Below are 12,678 nucleotides of genomic sequence, written 5' to 3' on the forward strand. Positions count from 1 at the left end.
GTCAATAGCCCCGCCGGCGTTTGAGGCGATCCTTTCGGGTCCGGGCGGAGCCCGGGGAACGGGCGAAGGGCGGGGAGGGGACTTGCCCCGCAGGGCACACCAGCCGCACCCGCCCACCGGCCCGTCGGCCGGGACGGCGGTGGCGGCGGCCCCGGCCAGCCCCCGCCGGCCGGAGTTCGGCGCAGCGGCCCGAAGCCCGGGAAGCGCGCCGGCGCTGAGCGGTGCGAGAGCCGCGTCAAAAGGGGGAGCGCCGCGAGAGCCGCGTCAAGAGGAGGCCGGGCGGCGGCGGGAGCGCCAGAAGAGGTACAGCGCCGAGGCGATCGCGGCCGCGCGCGCGAGCCACGGGAGCATGTCGTGGAAGACCCCGCTCAGCCCCTCGTCCGTCAGCGGGGACCCCCACCGCCCGTTCAGGCGGCCCCACAGCCACACCACCGCCGAGGCGAACACGGCACCCGGCAGCCCGAAGACGACCCACTTGCGCTCGGTGGGCCCCAGCACGCGCGAGGCGTACGCGAGCAGCCAGCCCGCGGCCAGCAGCAGCCAGTAGCCGGAGACCGCGCCCGCGACCAGCGCCACCGCCGCGAGCAGCAGGAACGCGTGCGGCTTCGGCCTCGGCTCCGCCTGAGCACCCCCGCCCGCCGCCTCGGCCTTCGCCTCCGCCTTCGCCCGCCGCCGCTCCCGCAGGTACCCCAGGAGCGTCGGCCGCTCCGCCGCCGGGTCCGCCTGCTCCTCCCCCGCGGCCGCGCCCTCCTTCTCCGGCTCCTTGAGCAGCTCCGGGATCTCGATCCCGCCCGCGAAGCCCTCGACCGACGAATCCGGCGCGACCCGCCACCAGTCGGGCTCCATCGCCTCGCCCTTGCCGAGTTCGTCCATCCCGGCCAGGTGCGGCGGCGCGGCCCCGCGCTGCGCCGGCACCACGGGAGCCGGATCGGCGGCCGGCTGCGGCGCGCCCGGCGCCGACAGGGTGTCCACGACCTCCTCCGGCGTGCCGATCCGCTCCAGGATGCGCCGTACCGCCGCCGCCGTCTCGGGTTCGTACTTCGCCCGCCGCCTGTCGATTTCGTCCCGCAGCCCCGACACCAGCCGCATCCGGTCCCCGGACGACAGGTGCCGACGCTGCGCCAAGTCCCCGACCCGGCTCAGATATTCGTAGACCAGATGGTCGCTCTCGATGCCCACGCCCCGGCTCCTCCCAGACAGCCTGTTGCGAAGGTAGCGCGTGCGCCCGTGGAGCTGCCGAGGGCACAGCGGATACCGTTGACCGGATGGGGACCGGCCGACTGACCGGCCGACGCGACCAGGAGGCGACGACCGTGCCTGACCCGAGCACCGCGGGAAGCGCTCCGCGCTCCCTCGCCGAAGCGCTGCGCGCCCGCGACGACGCCGGACTCGCCGCCCTGCTGCACGCCCGTCCCGACCTCATCAACCCGGTCCCCGGTGACGTGACGCAGCTGGCGACGCGCGCCGGGACCCGGGCCTCGGTGGTGCGCGCGCTGGACCGCCTCGACCGGTTCGCCCTGCAGAGCGCCGAGGCCCTCGCCGTGGGCCCGGAACCCTGCCCGTACGAGGTGCTGGAGTCGCTGCTCAGCGGTGACACCGGGACCACGTCCGGCACGGACAACGGGGCCCGCGCCGAGCTCCCCCGGGCGCTGGCGACCCTGCGCGAGCAGGCCCTCGTATGGGGCGACGACCAGCGGCTGCGCCTGGTGCGCACCGCCCGCGAGCTGCTCGCGCCCTCCGCGTCCCGGCCCTCCCCCACCGGGCTCGGCCCGACCGTCGCCGAGGCCACCGCCGGCATGTCGCCGACCCGGATCCAGGAGATCGTCTCCGCCGTCGGGCTGCCCGCGACGCACGACCCGGTCTCCGCGGTGACCGCGCTGACGGCCCTGTTCACGGACCCCGTACGGATGTCGGCGCTGCTGGACGAGGCTCCGGCGGAGGCCCACCAGGTGCTCGGACGGCTCGTCTGGGGGCCGCCGTACGGGGAGGTGACCCCGAACCCGACGCCCCCGGTGCGCTGGCTGCGCGACCGCGGTCTGCTGCTGCCGGCGACGGCGCGGACGGTACTGCTGCCGCGCGAGGTGGCGCTGCACCTGCGCGGCGGGCTCGCGCACCGGGTGACGGAGCCGCTGCCTCCGGCCGTGCCCGCGCACCGCGAGCACCGTCCACAGCTTGTGGACGCGAACGCGGCCGGCCAGGCGCTGGCCGCGCTGGCGACCGTGGAAGAACTGGTGAAGTCCTGGGAGTACACCGGTCCGCCCGTGCTCCGGGCGGGCGGGCTGTCCGTACGGGACCTGAAGCGGGCCGCGGCCTCGCTCGACACCGACGAGACCTCGGCCGCGTTCTGGATCGAACTCGCCTACGCGGCGGGCCTGCTGGCCAGCGACGGCGAGGCCGACGAGCGGTACGCCCCGACCCCCGCCTTCGACGACTGGTGCGAACTCCCGCCCGCCGAGCGCTGGTCGGTGCTGGCGACGGCCTGGCTGGCCGCCACCCGCACCGCCGGCCTGGTCGGCGAACAGGACGCGAAGGGCCGCACCCTGTCGGCGCTCGGCGCGGACCTGGACCGGTCGGCCGCCCCCGAGGTGCGCCGCCGCGTCCTGCACCTGCTCGCCGACCTGCCCGAGGGCTGCTCCGCCGACCCGGCCGCGCTCCTGGCCCGCCTCGCCTGGGAGCGCCCGGTACGCGGTACGAGCGAGCTGCGCGCCCGCCTCGCGCACTGGACGCTGACCGAGTCGGAGGTCCTCGGCGTCACCGGCCGGGGCGCGCTCGCCGCGCACGGCCGCGCCCTGCTGGAGGGCCGCGATCCCGCACCGCTGCTCGCGCCGCTGCTGCCCGAGCCGGTGGACCACGTACTGCTCCAGGCCGACCTGACGGCGGTGGCCCCGGGGCCGCTGCGCCGGCCGCTCGCCGAGGTCCTGGCGGTCCTGGCCGACGTGGAGTCCAAGGGCGGGGCCACGGTGTACCGGTTCACGCCCGGGTCGGTGCGGCGCGCCCTGGACGCCGGCCACACCGCCGTCGACCTGCAGGCCTTCCTCACCGAGCACAGCCGCACCCCGGTGCCGCAGCCGCTGTCGTACCTCATCGACGACGTGGCCCGGCGCCACGGGCACCTGCGGGTCGGCGCGGCCTCCTCGTACGTGCGCTGCGACGACGACGGCATGCTGAACGAGATCCTGGCCGACAAGCGCTCGTCGGGCCTGGGCCTGCGCCGGCTGGCGCCCACGGTGCTGGCCGCGCAAGCCGAACCGAACGCGCTGCTCGACGGGTTGCGGGCCATGGGCTACGCCCCGGCGGCGGAGTCCCGTACCGGCGACGTCCTCGTCTCCCGCGCCGACGCGCACCGCACTCCGGCCCGCTCGGCGCCCGTCCCGGTCCCCGACGGGCCTCCGGTGCCGGACGAGACGCTGCTGGGGGCGGCCGTACGGGCCATCCGCGCGGGCGACGTGGCGGCGACGGCGGTCCGCAAGGAGCCCGCCCCCTCCACCGGCGTCCCGGGCGAACTCCCGCGCACCAGCGCGGCGGAGACCCTGGCGACGGTGCAGGCGGCCGCGCTGACCGGGTCGGCGGTGTGGATCGGCTACGTCAACGCCGACGGGGCGGCGAGCCAGCGCGTGATCGCCCCGGTGCGGGTGGAGGGCGGCTTCGTCACCGGGTACGACCACACGGCGGACGAGGTGCGGACGTACGCGCTGCACCGGATCACGGGCGTCGCGGAACTGGCGGAGGACCAGGTCTAGGGCGCTGATCCCTGCCGAGATCCTGCCGGGCCCGCGCCGGTCCCACGGTGTCCTCCACCGCCCCTGCCGGGGAAAACCGCTGGCCCGGCGGGTGTCCGGCCCCGCACCCTGGGGCCATGCCCGACATCCCGACCACGGCCGCGGCCGGAGTTCCCCGCCGTCAGATCCGTGCCGCCCACACCGCCGACACCCTCACCGTGTACCAGGCGTACAGCCCCCGGCTGGGGCTCCCCGCCGCCCGGGACGGCCGTTTCCCGCCCGCCTGGAGCCGGGAGCGGATGACGTGGGTCAAGCCGTCGTTCCTGTGGATGATGTACCGCTGCGGCTGGGCCACCAAGGCCGACCAGGAGACCGTCCTGGCCGTCGAGATCACCCGCGCCGGCTTCGACCGGGCCCTGCGGGGAGCCTGCCTCTCCCATCACTCCCCGGCCGTGCACGGCGACCAGGCGGCCTGGAAGGAGGCGCTGCGCGCCTCCGACGCCCGCGTCCAGTGGGACCCGGAGCGCGACCTGCACCTGAACCCGCTGCCGTACCGCTCCCTCCAACTCGGCCTGTCCGGGGCGGCCACGCGGGCCTACGCCGACGAGTGGACCGTCTCCATCCGTGACGTGACCGCGCTGGCCCGGGAGATCCACGGCCTGCTCCGGGCCGGCGACACGGAGGCGGCGCGCGCCCTGCTCCCGGTGGAGACCCCGTATCCGGCAGGGCCTCTGGAGCACCTGGGCGCGTAACGCGCGGCCCGGACACGACCCCGCGCACCTCCGCCCGCCAACGGCCGGCCCGGCCGGGGCCGCTCTCACCTGGCCGCGTAGTCGATCCGCTCCGCCTCGAACGGCCAGACCTCGGCGAGCCAGCGCGTGACGGCCTCGTACACGGTCCTGTCCAGCGCGGCCCGGTCGGCGCGCACCCAGGAGGAGATGTGCACCCGCCGCGGGTCGGCTTTCGAGGGGTAGATGTAGAGGCATCCGACGACGTCGTCCTCCCCCTCCAGGACGCTGTACGTGAACCCCCGCCGCGCGGCGAAGTCCTCGGCGTGGCGCACCAGATCGGCGAGGTTCGCCTCCGCGCTCATCCCCTCCTGCGGCGGCCAGTTCCCGAGGAACCCGGGAGTGGCCCGCACGTGCGCGACGCTCCCGCTCCAGGCGGCGAGGTCCCGCTCGTTGTGCTCGGGCCCCAGGGGCTCCAGCCGGAACCCGTCCCCCTCGAACGCGACGGGCACCTCGAAGAGGTCCGCCTCCGGTACGAATGTCTGCTGATCTCTGCTCATGCGGCGACCCTACGAAACCGTTCCCCCGGCGCCCACCGGATATCGGCCCGCCAGCCGGAGCAGCTCGTCGACCGGCCACTGGTCGTAGACGTGGTCCCCGTACTTGGCGGCCAGGACCCGCCCGTCGGGACCGATCAGGAGGTCCGCGGGCAGCCCGAACCGCCCGCCCCGGGGCCGCGGTTGCGGAAGCCGCTCCCGGCCCCGCGCCACGGCCACCGCCGACCGGGCGATCCCCCGCAGCACCGGCCCCCAGGCCCGCGGATCCAGCAGGGACCGCGGGGAGGACTCGACGCCGAAATCCCGGTAGAGCCGCTGCTCCGGGTCGGCGACGACGGCGAAGGGGAAGTCCGCGGTGTGCGGGCGCAGTTCCTCGGCGGAGGAGTGGAAGAGCACGACCTCGCGGATGCCGGCCGCCTCGATCTCCGCGTGGCGCCGGACGACCGAGCGGAGGTGGAGATGGCAGACGGGACAGCCGGCGAACCGCCGGAACTGCAGGTGGACGAGCCGCTCGGGGTCGGGCACGGGCACTGATGCGCTCCGTCCCGCGACGGCCATGGCGGTGGTGGCGGCCGTGACGCCCGTGACGGCCGTGACGGCCGTGACGGTCTCAAGGCGGCGGGCGGGCACGACGGAACCGGGTTCGAGCATGGGAAACCCTTCCTCGACGGACGTAGGCGTAAGCCGTACGCCTACCCCTCCAGCGTAGGCGTATGGCGTACGCTGTCAACCGTCATGCCGCGCCCCCGCTCACACACCCCGGACCAACTGGCCGCCGCCGCCCTCGCCGTCATCGACCGCGACGGGCTCCCCGGCCTGTCCATGCGCGCCGTCGCCGACGAGCTCGGCATCAGCCCCATGGCCCTGTACCGCTACGTCCGCGCCCGCGAGGAACTCGAGGCGCTCGTCGTCGAACTCGTCCTCAGCGGCGTCGACACCGCCCCGCCGCCCCCCGGACCCTGGCCCGGCCGGGTCACGCTGCTGGCCACCCGGCTGCGGGACGCCATGTGCGCCCACCCGGCCGTCCTGCCGCTCACCCTCACCCACCGGCACCTCTCGCGGAGCGGGCTCCGCTGGTCGGAGACGGTGCTCGGGGTGCTCACCGAGGCCGGCATCGAGGCCGAGGACCGGGTTGTCGCCCTGCGCGCGGTCATCGCGTACGTCATCGGCGCCACGCAGCTCGAACACCTCGGCCCGCTCGCGGGGCCCGGCACCACCGCCATCTCCGAACTGCCCGCGGACGAGTTCCCGTACATGTCCGCGACCGCGCGCGACGCCCGCTCGGTGACCCCGGAGCGCGAGTTCCAAGGGGGCCTGACCCTGCTCCTGAGGGGGATGGCATGATCCGCGGGTGATCAGCGCAGCCACTTCCGCACCCGCCGGCCGGTCCGCCCACGGCTTCGTCCTCCTCGACGTCGACGGCACCCTCATCGACGCCGTCGCCAATCAGCGCCGGGTCTGGGCGACCTGGGCCGGCCGGTACGGCCTGGACCCGGACGCCGTGTACGAGGTGGCGCTGCGGACCCGCCCGATGGAGACCTTCGCGGCCGTCGCCCCGGACCGGGACCCGCACGCCTGCCTGGCAGCACTGCACGAGCTGGAGGACGAGGACGTCCGCACCGGGGTCTACGGAGCCTTCGACGGCGCGGCCGAGCTGCTGACCGCCCTGCCCCCGGGCAGCTGGGGCCTGGTCACCTCGAACTACGGACACCGCGTGCGCGGCCGCTTCGACCGCACCGGCCTGCCGGTCCCCGAGGTCCTGGTCGACGCCGCCTCCGTCGCGGAGGGCAAGCCCTCCCCCGTCCCCTACCTGCGGGGCGCGGCCCTCCTCGGCGCGGCACCGCAGGACTGCCTGGTCATCGAGGACGCCCCCTCGGGCATCCGGTCGGGCCTCGGGGCCGGCATGACGGTCTGGTCCGTCAACAGCCCGACCCCACCGCCCGAAGCCCACCGCCACTTCCCCACCCTCCGCGAGGCCACCCCCGAAATCCTCGCCTTCGCAACCACCCGCTCCTGACCCCGCCGGCACAAATCCAGCCCCGCCGGCACGAATCCAGCCCCGCCGGCGTTTGAGGCGCGGGGGTCCGGGGGCTGGCCCCCGTGCAACGGCGCCGCACCCGACCACACCCGGGCCCGCCGGGCCCGCCGGGGCCGAAGGGGCCCCGGGGCCCGCCCCGAAGCCCCGTACCCCCCAGAACCCCCCACCCAGCGGAGCGATACGGCAGACTGGAGGTTTGGCCGCCCGCGTCCGGGCGGTCCCTCCCACGCCGAAAGGGACGTGCGTGAACGGGCCCCTCATCGTCCAAAGCGACAAGACGCTCCTCCTGGAGATCGACCACGAGCTCTCCGGAGCCGCGCGCCGCGCCATCGCGCCGTTCGCCGAGCTGGAGCGCGCTCCCGAGCACATCCACACGTACCGGATCACCCCGCTCGGCCTGTGGAACGCGCGGGCCGCCGGCCACGACGCCGAGCAGGTCGTGGACGCGCTCGTGGAGTTCTCCCGCTACCCCGTCCCGCACGCGCTGCTCGTCGACGTCGCCGAGACCATGGCCCGCTACGGCCGCCTCACCCTCTCCAAGCACCCCGTCCACGGGCTGGTCCTGACCAGCACCGACCGGCCGGTGCTGGAGGAGATCCTGCGCTCGAAGCGGATCACCCCGCTGGTCGGCGCGCGGCTCGACGCCGACACCGTCGCCGTGCACCCCTCCGAGCGCGGGCAGATCAAGCAGACCCTGCTCAAGCTGGGCTGGCCGGCCGAGGACCTCGCCGGGTACGTGGACGGCGAAGCGCACCCGATCGAGCTCGACGAGAACGGCTGGGCGCTGCGCCCCTACCAGCAGCAGGCCGTCGAGGGCTTCTGGCACGGCGGCTCCGGCGTGGTCGTGCTGCCCTGCGGCGCCGGCAAGACGCTGGTCGGCGCGGGTGCGATGGCGAAGGCCAAGGCGACGACGCTGATCCTCGTCACGAACACCGTCTCCGCCCGCCAGTGGAAGCACGAGCTGATCAAGCGGACCTCGCTGACGGAGGAGGAGATCGGCGAGTACTCCGGCACGCGCAAGGAGATCCGGCCCGTCACGATCGCCACGTACCAGGTCCTGACGACGAAGCGGAAGGGCGTCTACCCGCACCTGGAGCTCTTCGACTCCCGCGACTGGGGCCTGATCCTCTACGACGAGGTGCACCTGCTGCCGGCGCCGGTCTTCAAGTTCACCGCCGACCTCCAGGCCCGCCGCCGCCTCGGCCTGACGGCGACGCTGGTCCGCGAGGACGGCCGCGAGTCCGACGTCTTCTCCCTCATCGGCCCGAAGCGGTTCGACGCCCCGTGGAAGGAGATCGAGGCGCAGGGCTACATCGCGCCGGCGGACTGCGTCGAGGTCCGCGTGAACCTCACGGAGTCGGAGCGGCTCGCGTACGCGACCGCCGAGACGGAGGAGAAGTACCGCTTCTGCGCGACCACCGCCACCAAGCGGAAGGTCACCGAGGCGCTGGTGCGCAAGCACGCGGGCGAGCAGACGCTGGTCATCGGGCAGTACATCGACCAGCTCGACGAGCTCGGCGAGCACCTCGACGCCCCCGTCATCAAGGGCGAGACCTCCAACGCGCAGCGCGAGAAGCTCTTCAACGCGTTCCGCGAGGGCGAGATCAGCGTGCTGGTCGTCTCTAAGGTCGCGAACTTCTCCATCGACCTGCCCGAGGCCACGGTCGCCATCCAGGTGTCCGGCACCTTCGGCTCCCGCCAGGAGGAGGCACAGCGGCTGGGCCGCGTGCTGCGTCCGAAGGCGGACGGCCACGAGGCGCGCTTCTACTCGGTCGTCGCGCGCGACACCATCGACCAGGACTTCGCCGCGCACCGCCAGCGCTTCCTGGCCGAACAGGGCTACGCCTACCGGATCATGGACGCGGACGAGCTGCTGGCGAGCGACTGACGTCGCGCGCGGGCGGCTCCTGCCCCGGGTCCCGCGGGTCTTCGACGACGCGGAGGTCCTCCTCCCGGAGGGAGGAGCGCGGCGACGGAACGTGCGGGACATCGCGTCCGTGGTGGCGGCGGCGCAGGACGACGCCCAGCAGGGCCGCGAGCAGGGGGACGGCCCAGACCCACAGGTGGGGCCAGTCCAGCAGGATCGAGCGGCCGCCGGCGGGCAGGTGCCGGGACCAGAACTCGGCGGAGGCCTGCGGGAGGACCAGCAGGCCGAGCAGTCCGGTTCCGGCGAAGGCCCCCAGCCCGGTCAGTCCGGCCCGGACGCGGCCGGTCAGCAGCAGGTACGGGATCACGAGCGCCGGGGTCAGCGTGATCCCGGCGGCCGTGCCCAGCACGAAGCCCTTGCCCAGCGCGGCGCTCGGCCTTCGCAGGTCCCACAGGACCGCGCAGGCGAGCGCCAGGTTGATCTGGCCGGTCAGCGGGGTCTGGAACAGCGGTTCCAGCCACAGTCCGGCGACGGTGGCGGCCAGGACGGCGCCCGGCCTGGTCCGCAGGCCCGCCAGGCGGCAGGACAACAGGATCAGCAGGGCGAGCAGGCCGGCATTGCCCAGGACGAGCACGGCCTTCAGTACGCCGGCCGGCAGCCAGGCGGCCGGCGTGAACAGGATCGCCGCGAAGGGCGGATACGCGGCGGGCGGACGCCACTCGGCGGCGGAGAAGCCGTGGACGAGGGCATCGGCGGTCGGGACGCGCAGCGCGATGCAGAGCACGCCCAGCGCGAGCAGCAGGCCCGCGACCAGCACACCGGCGCGAGGTGACGGCAAGCGGCTGGTGTCGGGACTCGGGGTCACGGCGTGACCTTAGCGGTTCCGACGGCAGTGCAACGGCACGGACCGAAGGCCGGACGGAGGACCGGACCGGTAGGGCCGGCGACCGAGCCGGGTGCCGGACCGGGCGGGGTGGGTCAGCGGCGTATGACGCCCGCGTCCTCGGCGTATTCACCGAGGACGACGACGCTCACGGCGGCGGCCGCGAAGACCTTGGCCGCGCGCAGGACGCTGCCGACGCCGTGGCGCGGGCGGGAGTCGGAGATGGCGGTGGCGCCGCTCGGGCGGCCGACCTGGACCGGGTTGAAGGTTGCGGTGCTCATGTATCCATGGTGCGTTTTCGCCCGTCCCGGCACATCGCCCCCGGGGCTGAACCTCCGGGCCTCCCGTCTACGACTCCCGACCCATGCCTCCCCCTACGGGCTCTGTCCGAAGGAGGACCCCGCCCCGAACAACACCCGTACGGGGCAGCGCGACCAAGGGTCTTTCGACCCGATTTCAGCCACTTTCGACCCCAGCCCGTCCCCGGCGCGATATTCATTCGCGCGCCGCGGGCCCGATGACTAGAATCTCCGCTCTTGCCGCCTCCCGCCGCGTCACCGGGAGAGCCGCCCGCCGGCCGGAAACCGGCGGGGTCCGTCCCGCATCACGCACTCACCCAGCAGCTGGAGGCAATTCCGTGCCCGCGCACGCCCACGTCACCGATCCCGCCGCCGAGGCGGACGCACCCGCAGCCGAGGCGGACGCAGCCGCAGCCGACGCCGCCGCCGACCCCCTGGGCCGCGAGCGCGCCCACCTCTCCGCCTCCCGCTCCGCCCTTCGCGCGATGCGCGAGGACGTCGAAGCCCTCGACATCCGCGACGTCACGGCGAACTGGGTCAACGCGATCGTCCTCCAGGCCCAGATCGACGACCGCATCAAGGCCCTCGCCGACCTCTCGCACACGCCCCTCTTCTTCGGCCGCCTCGACTACCTGCACGCACCCGGTGCCGAGCTCGCCGAAGGCGCGGAGGGCGAGCAGTTCTACATCGGCCGCCGCCACGTCCACGACGCCGACGGCGACCCGATGGTGATCGACTGGCGCGCGCCCGTCTCGCAGCCCTTCTACCGGGCCTCCAAGGCGGACCCGCAGGACGTCGCGCTGCGCCGCCGCTTCGGTTACACCGGCGGCGAGTTGACCGCGTACGAGGACGAGCACCTCTCCGATCCCGCCGAGGCCGCGGCCACCGTCAGCAAGCTGCTCCAGCAGGAGATCGAGCGCCCGCGCGTCGGCCCGATGCGCGACATCGTCGCGACGATCCAGCCCGAGCAGGACGAGATCGTCCGCTCCGGCCTGTCCGGCTCGGTCTGCGTACAGGGCGGTCCCGGCACCGGGAAGACGGCGGTCGGCCTGCACCGCGTCGCCTACCTCCTCTACGCGCACCGCGACCGGCTCGCCCGCACCGGCACCCTGGTCATCGGGCCGAACCGTTCCTTCCTGCACTACATCGAGCAGGTCCTGCCGGCCCTCGGCGAGCTGGAGGTCAAGCAGGCCACGGTCGACGACCTGGTCGCCCGCGCGGACCTGGAGGTACGCGGCGCGGACGCCGCCGAAACCGCCGTGGTCAAGGGCGACGCCCGGATGGCGGAGGTGCTGCGCCGCGCGGTCCACTCGCACGTGTCGGAGCCGGCCGAGCCGCTGATGGTGGTGCGCGGATCGCGGCGCTGGCGGGTGCCGGCGTACGAGCTCGCGGAGATCGTCGCCGAGCTGCAGAACCGCGACATCCGCTACGGCGCCGCGCGCGACGCGCTGCCGCAGCGGATCGCGCACGCGGTCCTCGTACGGATGGAGCAGGCGGGCGAGGCCCCTGACGACCGCGTCCAGGACGCGGTGGCGCGCAACGCGGCGGTGAAGGCCGTGGTCAAGGCGGTGTGGCCGCTGGTGGAGCCGGCGAAGCTGGTGCTGCGCCTGCTCTCGGACCCGGAGTTCCTGGCGACGCACGCGGACGGCGTCCTCTCGGAGACGGAACAGCAGCTCCTCCTCTGGCAGAAGCCGTTCCGGAGCGTGAAGTCGGCGAAGTGGTCGCCGGCGGACCTGGTGCTGATCGACGAGGCGGCGGACCTGGTGGAGCGCACGCACTCGCTCGGCCACGTGGTCCTCGACGAGGCGCAGGACCTGTCCCCGATGCAGTACCGGGCGGTCGGACGGCGCTGCACGACCGGTTCGGCGACGATCCTCGGCGACCTCGCGCAGGGCACGACCCCGTGGGCCACGCGCGACTGGGACGAGGCGCTGGAGCACCTGGGCAAGCCGGGGGCGGTGCTGGAGGAGCTGACGGCCGGTTTCCGCGTGCCGCGCGAGGTGATCGCCTACGCCTCCCGCCTGCTCCCGTCGATCTCGCCGGGGCTGGCGCCGGTGTCCTCGGTGCGTGAGACGCCGGGCTCGCTGGTGATCCGGCCGGTCACCGACCCCACGTCCACGGCGGCGGCCGTGGAAGCGTGCCGCTCCTCCCTCGCGTACGAGGGCTCGATCGGCCTGATCGCTGCGGACGCGCGGATCCCGGAGCTGGCCGAGGCCCTGCTGGCGGCGGGCCTGCCGTACCTCTCCCCGGGCGAGGAGACGACGGCGGAGTCCCGCCTCACCCTCGTTCCGGCGTCCCTGGCCAAGGGTCTGGAGTACGACTACGTGGTCCTGGACGAGCCCGCGGCGATCGTCGCGGGCGAGCCGGACGAACGCACGGGCCTGCGCCGCCTGTACGTCTGCCTCACCCGAGCGGTCTCGGGCCTGACCCTCCTCCACGCGGCCCCTCTCCCGGCGGCCCTGGCGTAGCGGCCCCTGCGGGGGCGTGTCCCCTACCCGCCCTTCCACCGTTCCCGGGGGCTCCGCCCCAGACCCCGTGCCTCAAACGCCGGCGGGGCTGGATTTGCCGCTGCGCGGCAAATTTCAGC

General features: G+C 74.6%; 11 protein-coding genes. 6 read left to right on the top strand and 5 right to left on the bottom strand.

The window, feature by feature from the left end:
• Positions 1-264 precede the first annotated feature (264 nt).
• Positions 265-1,179, bottom strand: coding sequence for a hypothetical protein (locus ACWGDE_RS27805; RefSeq protein WP_453391772.1), 915 nt, complete (start codon positions 1,177-1,179; stop codon positions 265-267).
• An 86-nt stretch (positions 1,180-1,265) separates the two neighbouring features.
• Between ACWGDE_RS27805 and ACWGDE_RS27810 the strand changes: the two genes are divergently transcribed.
• Positions 1,266-3,740 carry a helicase C-terminal domain-containing protein gene (locus tag ACWGDE_RS27810; RefSeq protein WP_453391773.1) on the top strand — a complete coding sequence of 825 codons (2,475 nt, stop codon included), beginning with the start codon at positions 1,266-1,268 and terminating at the stop codon, positions 3,738-3,740.
• A 116-nt stretch (positions 3,741-3,856) separates the two neighbouring features.
• Positions 3,857-4,471, top strand: coding sequence for a DUF4291 domain-containing protein (locus tag ACWGDE_RS27815; RefSeq protein WP_453391774.1), 615 nt, complete (start codon positions 3,857-3,859; stop codon positions 4,469-4,471).
• A gap of 65 nt (positions 4,472-4,536) precedes the next feature.
• Here ACWGDE_RS27815 and ACWGDE_RS27820 read toward each other — a convergent pair whose 3' ends face one another.
• Positions 4,537-5,007: an N-acetyltransferase gene (locus ACWGDE_RS27820; RefSeq protein ID WP_453391775.1), complete on the bottom strand. Its 471-nt coding sequence runs from the start codon at positions 5,005-5,007 to the stop codon at positions 4,537-4,539.
• Between the two features lie 9 nt (positions 5,008-5,016).
• Positions 5,017-5,655 (bottom strand): peroxiredoxin-like family protein, encoded by a 639-nt coding sequence (locus ACWGDE_RS27825; RefSeq protein ID WP_453391776.1) that lies wholly within the window; start codon positions 5,653-5,655, stop codon positions 5,017-5,019.
• A gap of 84 nt (positions 5,656-5,739) precedes the next feature.
• Between ACWGDE_RS27825 and ACWGDE_RS27830 the strand changes: the two genes are divergently transcribed.
• From ACWGDE_RS27830 to ACWGDE_RS27840, 3 genes are all read left to right on the top strand, one after another.
• On the top strand, positions 5,740-6,348 hold the full coding sequence (locus ACWGDE_RS27830) for a TetR/AcrR family transcriptional regulator (RefSeq protein WP_453391777.1): 609 nt from the start codon (positions 5,740-5,742) through the stop codon (positions 6,346-6,348).
• Between the two features lie 7 nt (positions 6,349-6,355).
• Positions 6,356-7,021: an HAD family hydrolase gene (locus ACWGDE_RS27835; protein ID WP_453391778.1), complete on the top strand. Its 666-nt coding sequence runs from the start codon at positions 6,356-6,358 to the stop codon at positions 7,019-7,021.
• Between the two features lie 265 nt (positions 7,022-7,286).
• Complete coding sequence (locus tag ACWGDE_RS27840) at positions 7,287-8,930, top strand: DNA repair helicase XPB (RefSeq protein ID WP_453391779.1); 1,644 nt, start codon at positions 7,287-7,289, stop codon at positions 8,928-8,930.
• Here the strand turns inward: ACWGDE_RS27840 and ACWGDE_RS27845 are convergent.
• Complete coding sequence (locus ACWGDE_RS27845) at positions 8,896-9,774, bottom strand: glycosyltransferase family 87 protein (protein WP_453391780.1); 879 nt, start codon at positions 9,772-9,774, stop codon at positions 8,896-8,898. The two genes, ACWGDE_RS27840 and ACWGDE_RS27845, sit on opposite strands and share 35 nt — an antisense overlap.
• Positions 9,775-9,887: 113 nt before the next feature.
• Entirely contained in the window at positions 9,888-10,073 is a 186-nt protein-coding gene (locus ACWGDE_RS27850) for a hypothetical protein (protein ID WP_453391781.1), read from the bottom strand.
• Between the two features lie 503 nt (positions 10,074-10,576).
• Between ACWGDE_RS27850 and ACWGDE_RS27855 the strand changes: the two genes are divergently transcribed.
• Positions 10,577-12,559, top strand: a complete 1,983-nt coding sequence (locus tag ACWGDE_RS27855) for a HelD family protein (protein ID WP_453391782.1) — start codon at positions 10,577-10,579, stop codon at positions 12,557-12,559.
• Positions 12,560-12,678: the final 119 nt, after the last annotated feature.

The organism is Streptomyces sp. NPDC054956 (assembly GCF_053609185.1).